The following is a 17632-nucleotide window of genomic DNA, read 5'->3' on the forward strand; positions in this document are numbered from 1 at the left end:
GACTGTATGTTTCAAAATAAATCTTTTCTTGCCATCATTCCTGCTCGCGGCGGAAGCAAAAGACTGCCGAATAAAAATATTCTTGAGCTTGCGGGAAAGCCTTTGATCGCTTGGACTATAGAAGCGGCTTTGAAAAGCAGATATATTGACGAGGTTATGGTTACCACCGATGAAGATGTTATTATTGACATTGCAGAAAGATTCGGCGCTGCTGTTCCTTTCAAGAGACCGCCCGAGCTTTCGAGTGATACGGCGGGCAGAACTGAAGTTATTACCCATGCTTTAGACTTTTATAAAACAGAATTAAAAAAATCTTATGATTATATAATTTACCTTCAGCCTACCTCCCCTCTGAGAACGGCAGAGCATATAGACTATGCCGTTGCGTATATGTTTGAAAAAAAAGCGGACGCAGTTATTTCCGTCTGTGAGGTTGAACATCCTGTGCACTGGAGCGGGGTTTTGCCGAACTCTATGGACATGAGCCGCTTTCTCAGCGATGTTGCTGTAAATTCCAGAAGTCAGGATTTACCCGTTTATTACAGGCTGAACGGGGCAATTTATATCTGTGACACCGACAAATATCGGAAAAACGGTTGTGTTTTTCTGAAGGAAAATATTTTTGCATATGTTATGCCACAGGAAGCTTCAATTGATATCGACACACTAATGGATTTCAAAATTGCCGAAGTATTTATGGAGCATAAGTGAAGAACATATTGTTTGTCGCCACGCAACCCCAGAGGTTTCTTGACCAATGTCTGTTTGCAGCTCAGCTAAGTAAAAGCGCTTCGGACAATATCAAAATCAAATTTTTCATAGGGGACAATGTTGCAGGCACTTATAAGAGAGAGGTAGGCGAGCTTTCTTTTTGTGTTATTAACCCCGTGCATGAGAAAACCCTGCATACTAGCCGTTTTAAGTCGTTAGTAAAGAATAAACTGAAATCGGCTATGTCGGAAAATATGATCAAGCTTGTGAGAAAGGGTGTTGCTTTTATCAAAACTACACCTTTGTTCGGCGGCAAGTTGAAGCGCAGCGAGGAAGCTTTCTATCACAGCTTTACCGCAAGGCACAAGCTCGTATCCGAATATGTAAAAAATGCAGATATTGATGTAATTTTCATAAATGGTGACAGGCACTTAGGCGATGAATGCGTTTTTCTTAAGGTGGCAGAAGAACTAAATATCCCGACCGTGATCCCCTATCTGGTCGATTTTGCCGACAAAGAACGTATTCTAAAGCTAGGCGGCGGAATCCCCGTTGTGAAAAGGAGATGGTTTGTTTCCGAATATGTGCGCAAAACACAGCAAAATCTTCCATACTCTTATGACGATTTATATTATTACCCTCACCCTATAGGCAATGTTCTGCACGATCTTGGGATACACGCGTCAAATCCGTTTGTTATGGGCAGCGGCAAAAGCACTGTTATCTGTCTTAACAATAAATATTCAGCGGATAAATACGCAGAATTGGGCGTTGAAAGGCAAAAGATACGCATTATAGGCGATATTTCCTATGACGGGCTGTACAGGCAAAACCTAAAACGAGAAGAGATCAAAGCGGAGTTTAGTGAAATATACGAGTTTGATTTAAAAAGAAAGATTATCGTTATCGCTCTTCCTCAGCTTGCAGAGCATAATATTCTGACATGGGATAAGCACTGGAAAGAAATAAAATTCCTTATTTCTTCCTTATGCAGCAGTGGTGCAGAGGTACTTATCTCCTTACACCCTAAAATGAGCCGTAAGAGCTACTCTTTTCTTGAAACGGCTTACAGGTGTCGCATACTGAACGAAAGATTATCTTACGCTTTACCCGCTGCCGATGTTTTTGTTGCAACTTTTTCCAGCACCGTGGTTTGGTCGGTCTTATGCGGAATCAATACGGTCGTTGTTGATTTTTACGAACTTAATTACAAAATGTACGACTTTCTTCAAAGTATCAGAATGGTCAGAGATAAAGCTAAGCTTATGTCTGCGGTGAATAATGCTTTGAACTCAGCAGGTGATTTCTCGGAAGATTGGGAAAGGCTGTCAAGAAATGAAGTTTTCGATGGAAACACGATCCGCCGATACGAAGAGCTTATTCTAGAGGTTTGCAGGAAATGAGCCTGAAAGTCTTTAAAAATTCGGCATATTATATGGCTGCTGCTCTGCTGCCTGCAGCAGTGAATCTGTTTATGCTGCCTGTTTACAGCCGTTACCTTAGTCCGAGCGACTATGGTATCGTTGCTCTGGTATTGAGCCTTCAGTCTTTTTTGCCTATTTTTTTATCGCTGAAAATCGAGTCGTCTCTTTCAAGGTTCTACTTTGAATATAAGGACGAGCAGCTTAAAGTTTTCGTGACCACGCTTTTTGCCGTCCTCACGGTTGTTTCTCTTGTTACATTCGCAGTTATTCTTTTTAGTCTTAATCATATAGTAAAAATTGTATTTCCGCAGACGGAGCATTCGTATTATGTGCTGTTTTATTTAGGTGCGTTGACGGCATTTTTTACTGTATTCAAGACGGCAGCCCTCTACCTTATAAGAGTTCAGCAGAAAGCAAGGCTTGCCATGAGTGTATCTTTTGCTATATTTATCATAGGTTTAGCCGCTAGTATTGTCGAAGTGATAATTCTCAAAAGGGGCGGGCAGGGAGTCGTAGAGGCTACGCTCATTACCGCAGGGGCAGCTTTTTTCATATATCTCTTTTTTATTAAAGAATTTTTTATATGGGAACTGGATATAAAAATGCTCAGAGAGCCTATCTTGTTTTCTCTTCCGATTATTCCGCACACTTTGTCAGGTATTATATTCATGTATTCGGATAGAATCATTCTCGAAAAGTATGTAGTGCTTTCTGCTATCGGTTTATATATGTTTTCCGACAAAATAGCCTCGGTCTTCAAGATGATTGTGAACGAATTCAACAACGCATTTCTACCTTATTATAACCAGCAGGCTAAGAAATCAGTAAAGTTTGCCCGCAGCGAATCGGACAAAATGTCACATATTTTTGTTTATGCAATTGTTCTCATGGTTGTTATCTTGGGTTTGTTTTCGGTTGAGATAATGAGCTTATTTTTTGACGACAGGTATTTTCCAGTATGGAAAATGATGCCGCTACTAGCTTCTGCCTATGTATTCAGATCCCTGTACTGCTTTAGCTCGTCCGCACTCTTTTTTGAAAAAAAAACAGGTATGGTGGCGTTGATTACCATATCATCTGGAATAGCTAACATAGTATTTAATATCGTAATGATACCTAAATTGGGCGCTATGGCTGCAGTTATGAGCACGATACTTTCGTTCATCATGACATATGTGCTTTCGGAGCTGCTTACTGCGAGAATGTACAAAATAAAGCCGAATTTCGGACGTAATATCATTATTATTTTATATATGTACACCGCATTAGGAGTTGCAATTTATATTAACGGCAATTTCGGCAGCTTTAATGTGTTGGATTATAGTTATAAATTTCTTATACTTTTGTTGGGGATTGCCATCGGCTATAAAATGCAGCTGCTTGATTTCAAAAAACTGGGCTTGCTCATGAGGTTGAAAAAATGAAAAAAACATACATCATAGCAGAAATAGGCAACACACACGAAGGCAGCCTTGGTCTGGCAAAATGCTTCATAAAGGCGGCATCAGAATGCGGCGTTGATGCGGTGAAGCTGCAAACCCATATTTTCGAGGCGGAAAGCCTGCCGGATGCGCCGAATCCTCCCTACTTCAAGGATGAAACAAGGAAGCAGTATTTTGAACGCACTGCGTTTACATTTGAACAATGGAAGGAACTCAAGCGTTACAGCGAGGAAGAAGCCGGGGTGGATTTCTTCAGTTCGCCCTTTTCACTTGAAGCAGTTGACCTTCTTGAACAGGTGGGTGTCAGTACATATAAAATAGCCTCCGGAGAGGTGAGCAACACACCGCTCCTTGTAAAAATAGCCAAAACAGGCAAGAGGGTTCTGCTCTCTAGCGGAATGAGTTCATGGAAAGAGCTTGACGCGGCGGTGGAGACCCTCCTTTCGAACGGATGCGGACAGCTTACCGTGCTTCAGTGCACATCGGAATACCCCTGCCCGCCGGAGGCCGCGGGGCTCAATATTCTCACAGAGCTGAAGCAACGATACGGCGACAGAATAGAAACTGGCTACAGCGATCACACGCTCGGATCGGCTGTTCCTATAGCCGCTGTTATCATGGGCGCCTCAGTCATTGAGAAGCACTTTACTCTTTCCAAAAAGATGTACGGCAGTGATGCAAAAAATTCCACCGAACCTGATGAATTTAAAAGGATTGTGGACGAGATACGCAGTGTTGAAAAAGCGCTTGAACATCGTATAGATAAGGATGAAAAGGTTAAGTCTCTGGGCAACATGAAGTATACTTTTGAGAAATCAATTGTGGCTGCATGCGATATAAAAGCGGGCGAGGTTATAACCGAATCCATGCTTGCTTATAAAAAGCCGTGTGACGGCATACCCGCTGCGGAATACAAAAGCGTGGTAGGTATGAAGATCAATAAATCTGTCAGAAAAAACCACAAAATTAAGCGGGATGATTTGATATGAGAAAAATATGTGTTTTTGTAGGCAGCAGAGCCAATTACAGCAGTATAAAATCTGTTATGAAAGCAGTGGCGGAGCATCCGGCTCTTGAGCTTCAGGTTGTTCTCGGCGCTTCCGCCCTTCTGGACAGGTTCGGGAATATTAAGGATCTTGTGCAGAAGGACGGATTCAGGATCGATTACACCTTCTTTAACATAGTGGAGGGCGAAAATCCGGTTACCATGGCTAAATCAACCGGGCTGGGAACTATAGAAATGGCTATGGTGCTTGCGAATCTCAAGCCTGATTATGTGGTTGTAGTGGGCGACAGGTTCGAGATGATGGCTGTTACGATAGCCGCTGCCTATATGAATATAAGAGTAGTCCACACAATGGGCGGTGAGGTCACCGGAACAATTGACGAGAGCATTAGGCATGCTATTACCAAGTTTGCCCATGTGCATTTCCCTGCGAATGAGGATTCAAGGGAAAGAATAATAAAAATGGGTGAAGATCCTCAGTATGTTTTTAATGTCGGCTGCCCAAGGACAGACCTTGTGGCGGAGGAGCTGGAGAAGGATTCCGCTGCGGAGCTCCGCAATCTTTTCAAAGACCACGGCGGGGTAGGCAGCAGTTTTGACCTGAGCGGGCAGTATCTCCTTGTTTCCCAGCATCCCGTCACAACGGAATTCGGCAGCAACAGAAAACAGATAGAAGAAACACTCGAGGCTCTGAACAGGCTGAAGCTTCCCACAATAATGCTCTGGCCAAACGCAGATGCAGGAAGTGATGATATTTCAAAAGGGATAAGGACTTTCAGGGAAAGAAATAAGCCTGAATGGTTATATGTGTTCAAAAACCTCCCCACAAATATTTATATACATCTTATGAACACCACTGCTTGCTTGGTTGGCAACAGCAGTTCCGGTGTAAGGGAAGGAGCCTTCATAGGCACTCCGGTGGTTAATATTGGCACAAGGCAGAACAAACGCCTCAGGACAGAGAATGTTTATCAGGCAGACTACACCGCAGACAGCATTGAAGCGGGCATAAGGCATCAGCTCGCCCATGGCAAATATAAAAGCAACCTGCTTTACGGCGACGGCAAATCGGGCATGAAGATTGCGGATATTCTTGCAACAGTCAACCCTCCTGTGCAGAAGGTGATTCAATACTGATGAAGATTCTGGGAATAATACCCGCAAGGGGCGGAAGCAAAGGGATTCCGAAAAAGAATATCAAGCTTCTGGGGGGCAGCCCTCTTATTGCATACACCATTGAGGCGGCTCTCGGTTCTTCCCTCGACAGAGTGATTGTTTCCACCGACTGCCCTGAGATTGCGGCAGCAGCATCTTCCTGCGGAGCGGAAGTTATGATTCGTTCGGCGGAACTGGCGGAGGACAGCACTCCCACTCTGCCGGTGCTTCAGGATGTTGTCAGACGCACAAGGGAAAGTTTTGATGCTGTTATGACTCTTCAGCCCACATCTCCTTTCAGGACTGCGGCGCATATAAATGAAGCAATAGAAATTTTCAGAGCAGACAGCGATGCGGATAGCCTTGTCAGCGTTGTTGAAGTACCGCACGCTTTCACCCCTCAGAAGATAATGACCTTTGACGGCAGATACGTTACCGGAAGCACAGAGGTTAAAAGGCGGCAGGAAACGGAGAAATACTACGCAAGAAACGGAGCCGCCATATACATCACGAGAACTGAAAAACTCCCTGAGTTTGTTTTCGGCGGGAAGATTCTGCCGTATTTCATGAAAAAAATAGACAGCTTTGATATAGATGATCCGGAAGACTGGGAAATAGCGGAGAGAATAATTAATAATAAGAGTACTGAATAATAAGAAATTACGGGGAAATAATGAATACTGCCGAAATAACTTTTTTTATTTCATCAAAAATTGCACTGCATACTGCACTGCCGTATATAAGCGACTTAAAACAGAGGAATATGGGTATTCATTTTGTTGTATCAGATGATATTATCAGTGATGTTAAATCTATAGCAAGGCCCGAAGATAGTGTAGCAAGGATAATTGATTACGATCACAAAAATAGATTTGCTAAAAATATCCACAAACTTCTGGTTCTTCTTATCACCCCTTCTGACTATTCGCAAATTTATCAAAAACTGCTTAGCAGACGATTTGATGAAACAAATCCTTTTGTTGCTCTGCTCTTGAAGTTTTTAATGTTTATAACACCTTCAGTTGAAAGGAAAAATGTAAATAAAACTGTTAAAAAGCTTGTTGAAAGTTTTATTCGCCATAAACTACCTACAGAAAAAATAATTGCCGTCACTATTCCTGTTTCTCCTTATCTTTTATGCGGCACTGGGCAGAAGGTTTATTCTATTATGGAAAGCTGGGATCATCCTGCGAAATGGCCTCTTGGTTATGTATCCAAAAAGGTTTTTTTGTGGAATAAAAATCTTGGAAATGATTGGGCTTTTTGTCAGGCAGACAAGGATATCGATTATGCTTATCCTATTAAGCTTCTATATGCTATAAAAGCTGAAAAACAACATAAGCCTAATGAAAACCTGATGATGTACCCTGCCATAACGAGTAAATGCTCCGATGTCGATCGTTATGAAGAAGAAATGCGTTTCATGGAGATGCTTGTCTCTGTCGAAAGCAGTCAAAAGTTATTAATTAAACCTAAGCCGAACACCGTCATAGGAGATTTGGATTATTTTACTAAATATGATAATGTCATGATCGGAAGTTATCAGGAAAATAACAGTCGTTCTTCCTACGGGCTTTCAGATGAATATAATAACAAAAGGATTGAAGAATTATCGAGATGTACTTCTGTTCTCAATCTCGGGACAACCTTTGCATTTGACGCCGCTGCTTTCGGATTGCCTGTGATACAGCTCAAATTTAATTGCCCCAAGCAGTTTCCGATTTTTTCAAACTTTGAGACTTTTCCTCACCTGCATAATCATCTTTTTAACAGGCGAGAGCTTATTTTTGAGATAACAGATGATGATAGTGTAGTTAATCAGCTTAAGAAAATTCTTTCTGATCCTGAAACCATCAATAAAGCAGAACGTTTCAGGGATTATTTGGTAAGCTGGCTTATCCCTGAAGACACCTCAGAATGCTCGGCTTCCGATGTGGTCGAGAAAATAATCAGAGATTAAGCACTGTTACAATTAGGGAGTGAGATATGAATATTGCGATAATAACAACGGTAAAGCATAACGTCGGTGATGATTTTGTCCGAGAGGGCATAAAATTCTTAGTGAAGAAGGCCTACGGGAATGACGATCTTTTATTTCATCATATACATAAACACTCTCCCATTACGGTAAGGAAGGGGTATGAAGATTGGCGTTTAGGACGTCCGTCCGTCTGGCTGGATAAGCTTATACCAAAAAATACAAAGAATGATTACATACTTCAGTCCGACCTTGTTATCCAGAGCGGAGCGCCCGTATATTGGTGTCATTCGGAGTCGCATTGCTACAATAATGAGTGGTTTCAGCCTCTTATTAGAGATCGTTTCAAAAAGAATAAATCTGCACGCATGTTTAATCTTGCAGCAGGTAGTTGTCAAAAATACCATTCCGACGGGTCGGAGTTTTGTGCAAAGTGCTATAAATACATAAACGAGTTCTACGGCTTATGTGAAGCGACTACAGTTAGAGACACTTTATCAAAAACCGTATTATCTAAAGTCGGAATTAATGTGCCTGTTATACCATGCAGCTCTATTTTTGCAGTTGATGAGTGGAGGCTGAAAAGTGAAGCCGAGGACTTTGTTGTAGTAAACTACATGAAAGGCGGATCTCACTATACCTTTGGTCAGCAGATCGATTTTGATAAATGGCACGGCGAGTTTAAAAAATTCTACTTCGATATGAAGAAAAGAGAAAAAGTCATCTTTTCATGTCACAATGACAAAGAAGTCAAAGAGGCTTTGGAACTGGATCCTGAAGCAGAGATCTTTCATGTAAAAGATGATTTTCTTGCTTATATGAAGCTTTACAGCAGGGCTAAATTTGGAATCATGAACAGAGTTCACGGTGCTTTTATGCTTGCAAGTCTCGGTAAGCCTTCAATTATAATCGGTAACGACAGCAGGGCAAGAATGGCGGAAGAAATAGGACTCAAAAGCTATTTCGTTAATGATGTCGATCTTGAAATATTGGAGAATAGCTACTCTTTCTTAAACGCAGGAGCTGATAGCTTCAGCGATAGATTCAGATTGATCAAGGAAAAAGCATTTACCGATTATCAGAATGCGCTGAGCTTTGGCTAACATTAGTCTACCATTTAAGATAGCGGGAGCATAAATGTATAAACTTTATAGTTGGTTGAGAAATCCTCTGTATCTAATATTTCTTTGTTTTGTTTTTTTCCCGTATATAGCTTTTATTAATTTCAATACGGATCTTCAGCCTTACGCTTTTCTTCTCTCCGCAGTTTTGTTTTTGACTTTTATCTTCAGAGTCACTCGTGTAGAATTTTATTTACTTATTATCCTTATCGTTAGTGTGCTCGTTCTTTTTATTTCTCCGATAACGTTTAATAGCATAAGGTCTTTCACAAACTACTTTTCACTCTTCTTTATATCTTTTGTTTCATTCAGAGTTTTGCGAAGTGAACGATTTTCGTTAAATAAAATAGTTGTATCAACTTTGATAGTTTGGTTTATTGTGTCGTTGATTCAGCAAATTTATTCAGAAAGTTTCCTGACTTCATTGGTCTCAGAGGCGAGAACAACTGCTAACAGAGGAGTTACCGGATTAGCGGTTGAACCCACTGCTCTTGGGATTGTATTCATTTTTTATATAATATATCTTTTACATCAAAAAATAAAACACAAGCAACTGTTGATTATTATGTGTATTATCGGAATAATTTTTTTAGCTAAATCCAGTATGGCTGTCTTATTTCTACTCATTCTGTTTATGTGTTATATCATTTTTTGTTTTAACTTTAGAGTTTTCATTCCCGTAGTTATTTTGTCTCTTTCCGGAGTAGGTGCAATATCCTTAATGACAGGCTCAAGGCTCAAAAATATTTTCTTTGCTTTGATTAATAACCCTATGGATCTGCTGTTAATCGATGCAAGTATTAATGCTCGTTTCTTTCATATTTATTTTTCAATTAAGGGATTCATAGAAAATTATCTTATTCCGAACGGTTACAATCGTTGGGTGGAATATGCTCAACAGCAAACCAGTATTTATGCTGATTATGTTATATATGAGTATTTCGGCTTTAAAGGGCGAATTATGTCCGGTTACGGAGGAGCTTTATATGAGTTGGGAATATTTGGTATATTAATTCCTTTATCTGTAACGATTTTGTTATTTAAACTTTACCGAGATAAATTAGGCAGCTTCTTATTTTTTTCAATATTTGTAAATCTTATAATGTTTACAACTATTTCTGTCGGTTTTCCATTCTTTGGATTTTATATCGGGCTACTTCAATATCTAGTATGGAAAAAAAATACTTCTTTAAAAACGGATAATATATGAAACATATATTTCTTTTACAGGCATTCGGCGATAATCTTGTCTCTTTGAGGCTGCTTAAGAATTTTATCGGTCAGGATATTAGGGTACATGGTACTAGCTTGACTGAACAAATAGTTGAAATAGTTAAAGTAGATGAATTTAAGATAGAGCAAATTTACGATGGTATTCCCGCTTTTTATAATCTTAGAAAAGAACCGTTGCTAAAAAGTGTGAAGGATTTTATTTTTCTTATTAAATACATCAAAGCAAATATACCGTCGAATGAGCCTGTTTTTTTTGAAAAAGATGATTTTAGATTTAAGCTTATGAAGCTTCTGTTAAACAGGCATATTCTAAAAGCAGCTAAGAAAGAAATAGGATTTTATGAGGATCGTGCAAAAGTCTTTGAAAGCTGTTTAAATACAAAAATAGAGTTTACCTCATCAAAAGATTTTAAACTGCAAGGGAGATCTGTCGTAATAAACCCTGTCGGCAGAAATGAAACAAGGCATCTTAATAAAGCAATATTAGCTTTTTTGGTAAAAAGCTTGAAAAGCTCCGATTTTACAATATCAATTATCGATCATTTGGGGCTTTATTCTGAATTTGAAAGCGAAGTCGATAATTATTACCGAAAAACAAGCCTTAAAGAAGCTGTAAATATCTTAAAAAGTGCAGACGTCTATTGCGGTCCGGATTCATTATTTATTCATTTGGCATATTATTATCGGAAACCATATTTCTGTATAATGAATTATGATTCAAGCTATTTTTTACCCCCTCATTCTGAATTCTGTTCGATTTGTATTTCAGGCGACGGCATGGAACTGTTGCCTTCAAAATTCGGTGCATGGCTTCAGGATTTAGAGAAGAAAAAGGTTATTTCATGAAAATATCCATAATCACAGCTGTCTGGAATAACAGAGAAACAATTAGAGACGCGATTGAATCCGTACTCTCTCAAACTTATAAAAACATTGAGTATGTTGTCGTTGACGGCGGCAGTACGGACGGGACAGTTGACGTTATAAAAAGCTATGGCGATAAAGTAACCAAGTTTGTCAGCGAAAAAGACAAAGGTATCTATGATGCTTTGAATAAAGGAGTTAATATGGCGACAGGTGATGTAATCGGTTTCCTGCACAGTGATGATGTTTTTGCTGATGAGAATTCTGTTGCAAAAATTGCAGAAGCCTTCAGAAAAAATACTGACGGTGTATACTCTGATCTTGTGTATACTCTTAAAAAAGATACTTCAAAAGTTTTGCGGTTTTGGAAAAGTTGCGATTTCACTCCTAAATTGCTTAGTCATGGCTGGATGCCTGCACATCCGACGCTTTATTTTCGACGTGAAGTTTATGAGCGTTTCGGCATGTTTGATCTTAATTTCCGTATTGCTGCAGACTATGATTTCATCCTGAGGGTTTTCACAAGCGGTATAAATACCGTTTACATTCCGGAAGTTCTATATAAAATGCGTCTGGGCGGCGCCAGTAACAAAAGCTTAAAAAATATAATACGTAAAAGCAGGGAAGATTATATAGCTTTGAGAAATAACGGTGTTGGCGGTCTTGGAACGCTTTTTATAAAGAATATCAGTAAACTTGGTCAGTTTTTCAAATATAATAAATGAGGGCACTTGATGATTAACCTTATCCTTTGCGGCGGTTCAGGAACAAGGCTTTGGCCTCTCAGCCGCACAATGCTTCCGAAGCAGTTTGTAAAGTTGTTTGACAATAAATCACTTTTTCAAATGACTGAAGAGCGTAACCGAAATCTTTGTTCTTCTTCTCTTATAGTTTCCAATGCAGAACAGTTTTTTTTGGCTTCCGATCAGCTTGAAGAGTCATCAAAAGCCGTTTTTCTCCTTGAACCTGTGGGCAGAAACACTGCTCCTGCCATTGCTTTGGCATGCATGCTTCTTGAGTCTGAGGAGATTGTTCTTGTTACAGCGTCAGATCACCTAATAAAAAAGCAGTCTGCCTATGCGGATGCAGTGAGAAAGGCCGAACATCTCGCCATTGAGGGATTTCTTGTGACTTTCGGTATTGCTCCCGGCTATCCTGAAACTGGTTACGGATATATTGAAGCGGATGGTGAAAATGTTGCGAGTTTTAAAGAAAAACCAGCACAGGAAAAAGCCGAAGAATATTTGTGTATAAACGCAGAGCAGGAAGCAAAAAAACTCCCTCCAAAATATCTTTGGAATTCGGGTATGTTTTGCTTTAAGGCAGGCGTATTCCTGGATGAACTCAAAAAACACTCACCAGAGATCTATAAAGCTTCTTCAGAGGCATTTGCTTCAAAGGTAGATATGAAAAGCCAGCAATATAGGATTAAACACGAAGACATGCTGGCTATTCCTGCGGACAGTATTGACTACGCAGTAATGGAAAAATCAGATAAAGTAAAAGTTGTTCCATGTGATATAGGCTGGTCTGATCTCGGCAGTTTTGACTCACTTGATGTTGAGACAGAAACAGATACAAACAGAAACTCCATAATACCTTATTCAGATAAAACTCCTGAACCTGTATGTGTTGACTCATCAGATAATTTTATTGTTTCCTCTGAGCGGCAGATAGCTTTGATCGATGTACAGGAACTACTAATTGTTGATACTTCCGATGCTCTTTTAATATCGAAAAAAGGCAGCTCTCAAAAAGTTAAACAAGTAGTTGAACTGATAAAGAAAATAAAACCTGAATTAACAGATGTTCATAGGTTGGTTCACAGACCATGGGGTACCTACGAGGTATTACTTGAATCTTCAAATTATAAAATAAAAAGAATAGTTGTTGAACCCGGATGCAAACTTTCTCTTCAGAAACATTTTCACCGTAGTGAGCATTGGGTGGTTGTCAGCGGAATGGCGACAGTAACCGTTGGGGATAAAAGCTTTTATATTCGTCCGAATGAATCCGCTTATATTCCTGCCGGTCAGATTCACCGCCTTGAAAACGAAGGTAAGGTCGAGCTTGCAATGATAGAAGTTCAGGTTGGAGAATATGTCGGTGAGGATGACATTGTGAGGATAGACGATATATATGGACGCTGAAAAACTTACATGCTTTAAGGCGTACGATATAAGAGGCAAAGTTCCTGAAGAACTTGACTCGGATCTTGCTTATCTTACCGGCAGAGCCTTTGCCCAAGAGAAAAAAGCAAAGTCTGTTGTTGTTGGTTTTGATGTGCGTCTGGAGAGCAAAGCAATTGCCGAATCCCTCACGCAGGGGCTTCTTTCTGCCGGATGTTCAGTTATTGATATAGGCTTGTGCGGTACAGAGGAAGTTTATTTTGCCACATTTCATAAGGAAGCAGATGGCGGAATAATGGTAACAGCCAGCCATAACCCAAAAGGTTACAACGGGATGAAGCTTGTCGGAAGGGGTTCAGTTCCGATAAGCGGTGATAGTGGTCTAAACGCAATAAAGGATCGTGTTCTGAAAACTCTGCCTCTTCTTAAAAGAGAGTTAGCAAAGGCATCTGTTAAACAGGAATATGATAAATCAGCCTACATTACCCACATGCTTTCATATATAAATAGCGAAGTATTGAAACCTCTTAAAATAGTTATGAACCCGGGTAATGGCACAGCTGGAGCTGTGGCGCAACTGCTGGCGGAAAAGCTTACTTTTGAATGTATTTTAATTAACGCTGAACCGGATGGCAACTTCCCTAACGGCGTGCCCAACCCGCTTCTGCCGGAAAACAGAAAATCAACAGCAGATGCTGTTTTGAAGTATGGAGCTGATCTTGGCATAGCTTGGGACGGTGATTTCGACAGATGCTTTCTTTTTGATGAAAAAGGCGAGTTTATAGAAGGTTATTATCTTGTGGGTCTTCTTGCGGAGATGATGCTGAAAAAAAATCAAGGTGCGAAGATAATACATGATCCAAGGCTCACATGGAATACTATTGAAACGGTGAGTGCGGCAGGTGGAATACCTGTTATGTCCAAGACAGGACATGCCTTTATTAAGGAACGCATGCGTGCAGAGGACGCTGTCTATGGTGGAGAGATGTCGGCGCATCATTATTTCAGGGATTTCGCTTACTGCGATTCAGGGATGATTCCCTGGCTCCTCATCGCAGAACTTATTTCAGTAAGCGGCAAACCTCTTTCTTATTTGGTTGAAGAACGCATACAAGCATATCCATGCAGCGGCGAAATTAACTATAAAGTGGAAAACGCTGAAAAGATTTTACAGGAAGTGTTGTTTAATTTTCAGGGAGAAAAACCTATTATAGATAAAACCGACGGATTGAGCCTTGAGTTTGTTAATTGGCGGTTGAATATCCGTTTGTCCAATACTGAGCCTTTATTGCGTCTGAATGTTGAGACTAGAGGTGATTCTTTGCTGGTTCAGGAGAAAGTTGAGCTGATTGAAAAAATAGTAAACAAATGATATCAGGAGCTGCGGATAACATGAAAATCTCCCTTGTTCAGCTTGATATGTGCTGGGAAGACAAAGCCGCTACGAAGTCAAAGATTGCCAAACTGCTTGAGTCTGCGAGTTTTGATACAGATCTGATGATATTTCCTGAAATGACTCTCAGCGGTTTTTCCATGAATACTGAAAAGACATGGTGCGATGAGGCAGATAGAGAGTTTTTTGCTTCCATCGCTGAAAGTTTCTCCTGTGCAGTTGCTTACGGTTCTGTTGAAGATGGCTTTAACTGCATGCATATATTGGATAAGCATGGGCATGATATTGCAGTATATAAGAAAAACCATTTATTCCGTTATGCGGGTGAAGATAAATATTATTCTAAAGGGGAGCAATCTATCACTTTTGAACTAAACGGCGCAAGGATTACCCCTTTCATATGCTATGACCTGCGCTTTCCCTATCTCTTCTGGGATAAAACGGCAGATACTGATATATATATTGTTAATGCAAGCTGGCCTTCATCAAGAAGCCAGCACTGGCAGACACTTCTTCGTGCAAGAGCCATCGAAAATCAGGCATTTGTTATTGGTGTGAACCGCGTTGGCAGTGACCCCAATGTGGATTACAGTGGTGATTCGGCAGTTTACAATCCTATCGGAGAGACTGTTCTTGAATGCGGCAGTGCTGAAGGCATTTTCAGTGTGGAGTTTGACGCAGGGAAGACATCTGAGGTCAGACAATTTTTTCCTTTTCAGCAGGACAGGCTGAGGTGAAGTAATGAAAAATATAATAGTTGCAGGCGGTGCGGGCTATATTGGCTCTCACATGGTGAAAATGCTTGGAGAGTCAGGTTTTAATCCTATAACTGTCGATAATTTATCCACAGGGCACAGAGATTCTGTTCTCTGCGGAGACTTTGAAGAATGTGACATAGCTGATTCTGCCGGAATGGGCAGAATCTTTGAAAAATATAACCCCTCAGCAGTGATGCACTTTGCGGCTTTTTCCCTTGTTGCCGAATCGGTAAGCAAGCCTGATAAATATTATCGCAACAATGTTGCCGGAACACTGAATCTGCTGGATACAATGCGTAAATATGCCTGTGACAGATTCATTTTCAGTTCAACAGCAGCAGTCTTCGGAAATCCGGAATATCTTCCTATTGATGAAGAGCATCCTAAAAAACCAGTAAATCCTTATGGAACAAGCAAACTCATAGTGGAGAGTATCTTACGTGACTACGGCAGAGCTTATGGCTTGGAGTATGTAATATTCAGATATTTCAACGCTGCAGGGCATGATGAATCAGGTGATCTGAAAGAACGCCACAACCCTGAAACTCACCTGATCCCGCTTGTTGTTCAGGCTGCAAGAAAACAGCGGGATTATATCTCCGTGTACGGAGATGATTACGACACGCCGGACGGAACATGTGTCAGGGACTATATACATGTTAATGATCTCTGCTCGGCGCATCTTGCGGGGCTTAGATATCTGGAAAACGGCGGTGATTCATCAGATTTTAATCTTGGCAACGGAAGCGGATTTTCAGTAAAAGAGATTATAGAGAAAGTCAGGCTTGTCAGCGGTGTGGATTTTAACGTAAAAACCGAAGAGAGAAGGGCAGGGGATCCGCCCTCATTGATTGCAGACAGTTTGAAAGCTAAAAAGATTTTAGGCTGGCAGCCGGAATATACTGATATTGAAGATATTATAAAAACCGTGTGGAAAACGGCTTAACGGGGGAAAAATGCAGGGAGCTGAAGTTACACAGTTTACATTAGGTTTTTTTATTATTCAGGCGCTCACTGTTTTTATGGTGGCGTGGGTATTTGTTTTCTTTCTTTTAAGAAGCAGAAGACGCAGGACAGAGGTTCTGAGACTTTTCAGAAAACTCGCTGCCTGCTGTTCAGAAGATTCTGTATTGGATACTCTGGTGAATGATTACACTGATAAATCTCTTAAGTATATGGAGTTTCTTGTTTCGCCCAAAGAAGGCGAGAATGAACCGGAGGAGCTTCTTAGATCCCTTGCCGCACTTGAGGCACATATAGAGACGAAAGGTTATACTCCTTTTATAAAGCCTTCTCTGACAGATAAGGGCAAACTGTATAAGTCTGCTCTGCTTATGAAAAATATTTACCACACAAAAGCGGAATAAAAACGAGGCCGCCCCGAAAGGCGGCCTTTTTTCTTACATATTTTCTTTAAGATAATCGTAGATATCCATGGGCAGTATTCCTGCTCTTTCAGCTATTTCTTTAACTTTTTCATCGCTCTTTGCCTCAATACCTTTGGCTTTAAGTATTTCAACTGCTTTTTCTGAGCTTATTCCGACTTTGCCTGCAAGGGTTTCAAGGTTTATTCTGCCCAGACCGGATACCGGTTCGGCGTCAGCAGGCTGAAATTCAGCGCTGCTTTCTTTTTTAGTCGTTTTAATTATGCCGTAAATCTCAGCAGGGCTTATTGAGTTTTCAGCGGCAATTTTTTTCAGAGTTGATGAAGGAGCGTCAACTTTTATTCCGTTTTTTTCAAGAAGGGCAAGTGACTGTTCAAGGTCAAAGCCCATCTTACTTATCAGTCCGTCCAGAGGTGAAAGCTCCGCATGACCGAAGGGAGGATTTTCTATGGTGTTTTCATAGTGGTCTTTGTAGTCGGATAGAGCTTTCAACCCTGTGCTGAAAGGAGGGAGTGCAGCTATTGTTCCCCATATTACCAACACTGTAAGCACAACTGACACCGCAAGCTCTGCGCTTGCCTTGGCTGCTGTCTTTCCTTTTATATATGCCCATATTGACTTCCAGTTGAGCCATATGTGCAGAACCATTGTGATAAAGAATAAACAGGCAACAGTGGTATGGATGTCAGTGTGCTGCTCTTTTGTGAGAGTAAAAACACGCCAAACTGTCCATTCTGCGAGGCGTCCGGCGGGCGTAAACATCAGAACTGCACCGCTGAATGCAAGAACAAGGAATGAGAACAAAGCTGTTAAAGAAACTGTTTTACGTAATACTTTTTTAAACATGTGTATAATCTCCTTGAGATGTGGTATGTCTCTCTATAAGCAAGATGCGTGCAAAAAGTTAAAATGTTCAACCATAAACAATTTTACTTAATATGTGTCTGATTTCATAGTGAATAAATGTCTCATGCGGGAAAAACCTGCACAGTTTCTAAGTTATATTTGTAATTTTAGTTGCCATAGACTATTT

17 protein-coding genes are annotated in these 17632 nt (G+C 40.5%); 16 read left to right on the top strand and 1 reads right to left on the bottom strand.

What is annotated here, in order from left to right; all coding sequences use genetic code 11:
• Positions 1-6 precede the first annotated feature (6 nt).
• The 16 genes from ACYRYY_RS10825 to ACYRYY_RS10900 all read left to right on the top strand — a co-directional run bounded on the left by ACYRYY_RS10825 (position 7) and on the right by ACYRYY_RS10900 (position 16581).
• Entirely contained in the window at positions 7-711 is a 705-nt protein-coding gene (locus ACYRYY_RS10825) for an acylneuraminate cytidylyltransferase family protein (RefSeq protein ID WP_460215618.1), read from the top strand.
• On the top strand, positions 708-2114 hold the full coding sequence (locus ACYRYY_RS10830; protein WP_460215620.1) for a hypothetical protein: 1407 nt from the start codon (positions 708-710) through the stop codon (positions 2112-2114). Before ACYRYY_RS10825 ends, ACYRYY_RS10830 begins: the two co-directional genes overlap by 4 nt.
• On the top strand, positions 2111-3559 hold the full coding sequence (locus ACYRYY_RS10835; RefSeq protein WP_460215622.1) for an oligosaccharide flippase family protein: 1449 nt from the start codon (positions 2111-2113) through the stop codon (positions 3557-3559). Before ACYRYY_RS10830 ends, ACYRYY_RS10835 begins: the two co-directional genes overlap by 4 nt.
• A complete protein-coding gene (locus ACYRYY_RS10840; protein ID WP_460215623.1) occupies positions 3556-4566 on the top strand; it encodes an N-acetylneuraminate synthase family protein in 1011 nt (336 codons plus the stop codon). The genes ACYRYY_RS10835 and ACYRYY_RS10840 overlap by 4 nt, the downstream gene beginning before the upstream one ends.
• The gene (gene neuC / locus ACYRYY_RS10845) at positions 4563-5720 is read left to right on the top strand and encodes a UDP-N-acetylglucosamine 2-epimerase (RefSeq protein WP_460215624.1); all 1158 of its coding nucleotides are present in this window, start codon (positions 4563-4565) and stop codon (positions 5718-5720) included. The genes ACYRYY_RS10840 and neuC overlap by 4 nt, the downstream gene beginning before the upstream one ends.
• A complete protein-coding gene (locus ACYRYY_RS10850) occupies positions 5720-6391 on the top strand; it encodes an acylneuraminate cytidylyltransferase family protein (protein WP_460215625.1) in 672 nt (223 codons plus the stop codon). Before neuC ends, ACYRYY_RS10850 begins: the two co-directional genes overlap by 1 nt.
• 20 nt (positions 6392-6411) lie before the next feature.
• Positions 6412-7698: a hypothetical protein gene (locus tag ACYRYY_RS10855; RefSeq protein WP_460215626.1), complete on the top strand. Its 1287-nt coding sequence runs from the start codon at positions 6412-6414 to the stop codon at positions 7696-7698.
• 26 nt (positions 7699-7724) lie between these two features.
• Entirely contained in the window at positions 7725-8819 is a 1095-nt protein-coding gene (locus ACYRYY_RS10860) for a polysaccharide pyruvyl transferase family protein (RefSeq protein WP_460215628.1), read from the top strand.
• A gap of 397 nt (positions 8820-9216) precedes the next feature.
• On the top strand, positions 9217-10047 hold the full coding sequence (locus ACYRYY_RS10865; RefSeq protein WP_460215629.1) for a hypothetical protein: 831 nt from the start codon (positions 9217-9219) through the stop codon (positions 10045-10047).
• Positions 10044-10916: a hypothetical protein gene (locus tag ACYRYY_RS10870; protein WP_460215631.1), complete on the top strand. Its 873-nt coding sequence runs from the start codon at positions 10044-10046 to the stop codon at positions 10914-10916. The genes ACYRYY_RS10865 and ACYRYY_RS10870 overlap by 4 nt, the downstream gene beginning before the upstream one ends.
• Entirely contained in the window at positions 10913-11659 is a 747-nt protein-coding gene (locus tag ACYRYY_RS10875; RefSeq protein ID WP_460215632.1) for a glycosyltransferase family 2 protein, read from the top strand. Before ACYRYY_RS10870 ends, ACYRYY_RS10875 begins: the two co-directional genes overlap by 4 nt.
• A gap of 9 nt (positions 11660-11668) precedes the next feature.
• Positions 11669-13084 (top strand): mannose-1-phosphate guanylyltransferase/mannose-6-phosphate isomerase, encoded by a 1416-nt coding sequence (locus tag ACYRYY_RS10880; protein ID WP_460215633.1) that lies wholly within the window; start codon positions 11669-11671, stop codon positions 13082-13084.
• Positions 13074-14435 carry a phosphohexomutase domain-containing protein gene (locus ACYRYY_RS10885; protein ID WP_460215634.1) on the top strand — a complete coding sequence of 454 codons (1362 nt, stop codon included), beginning with the start codon at positions 13074-13076 and terminating at the stop codon, positions 14433-14435. The genes ACYRYY_RS10880 and ACYRYY_RS10885 overlap by 11 nt, the downstream gene beginning before the upstream one ends.
• Before the next feature lie 20 nt (positions 14436-14455).
• Complete coding sequence (locus ACYRYY_RS10890; protein WP_460215636.1) at positions 14456-15193, top strand: nitrilase-related carbon-nitrogen hydrolase; 738 nt, start codon at positions 14456-14458, stop codon at positions 15191-15193.
• A gap of 4 nt (positions 15194-15197) precedes the next feature.
• Positions 15198-16160 (top strand): UDP-glucose 4-epimerase GalE, encoded by a 963-nt coding sequence (gene galE / locus ACYRYY_RS10895; protein ID WP_460215638.1) that lies wholly within the window; start codon positions 15198-15200, stop codon positions 16158-16160.
• Between the two features lie 10 nt (positions 16161-16170).
• A complete protein-coding gene (locus ACYRYY_RS10900; RefSeq protein WP_460215639.1) occupies positions 16171-16581 on the top strand; it encodes a hypothetical protein in 411 nt (136 codons plus the stop codon).
• 33 nt (positions 16582-16614) lie between these two features.
• Here ACYRYY_RS10900 and ACYRYY_RS10905 read toward each other — a convergent pair whose 3' ends face one another.
• Positions 16615-17445, bottom strand: a complete 831-nt coding sequence (locus ACYRYY_RS10905) for a DUF4405 domain-containing protein (RefSeq protein WP_460215640.1) — start codon at positions 17443-17445, stop codon at positions 16615-16617.
• Positions 17446-17632 lie beyond the last annotated feature (187 nt).

Source organism: Geovibrio sp. ADMFC3 (assembly GCF_054687035.1).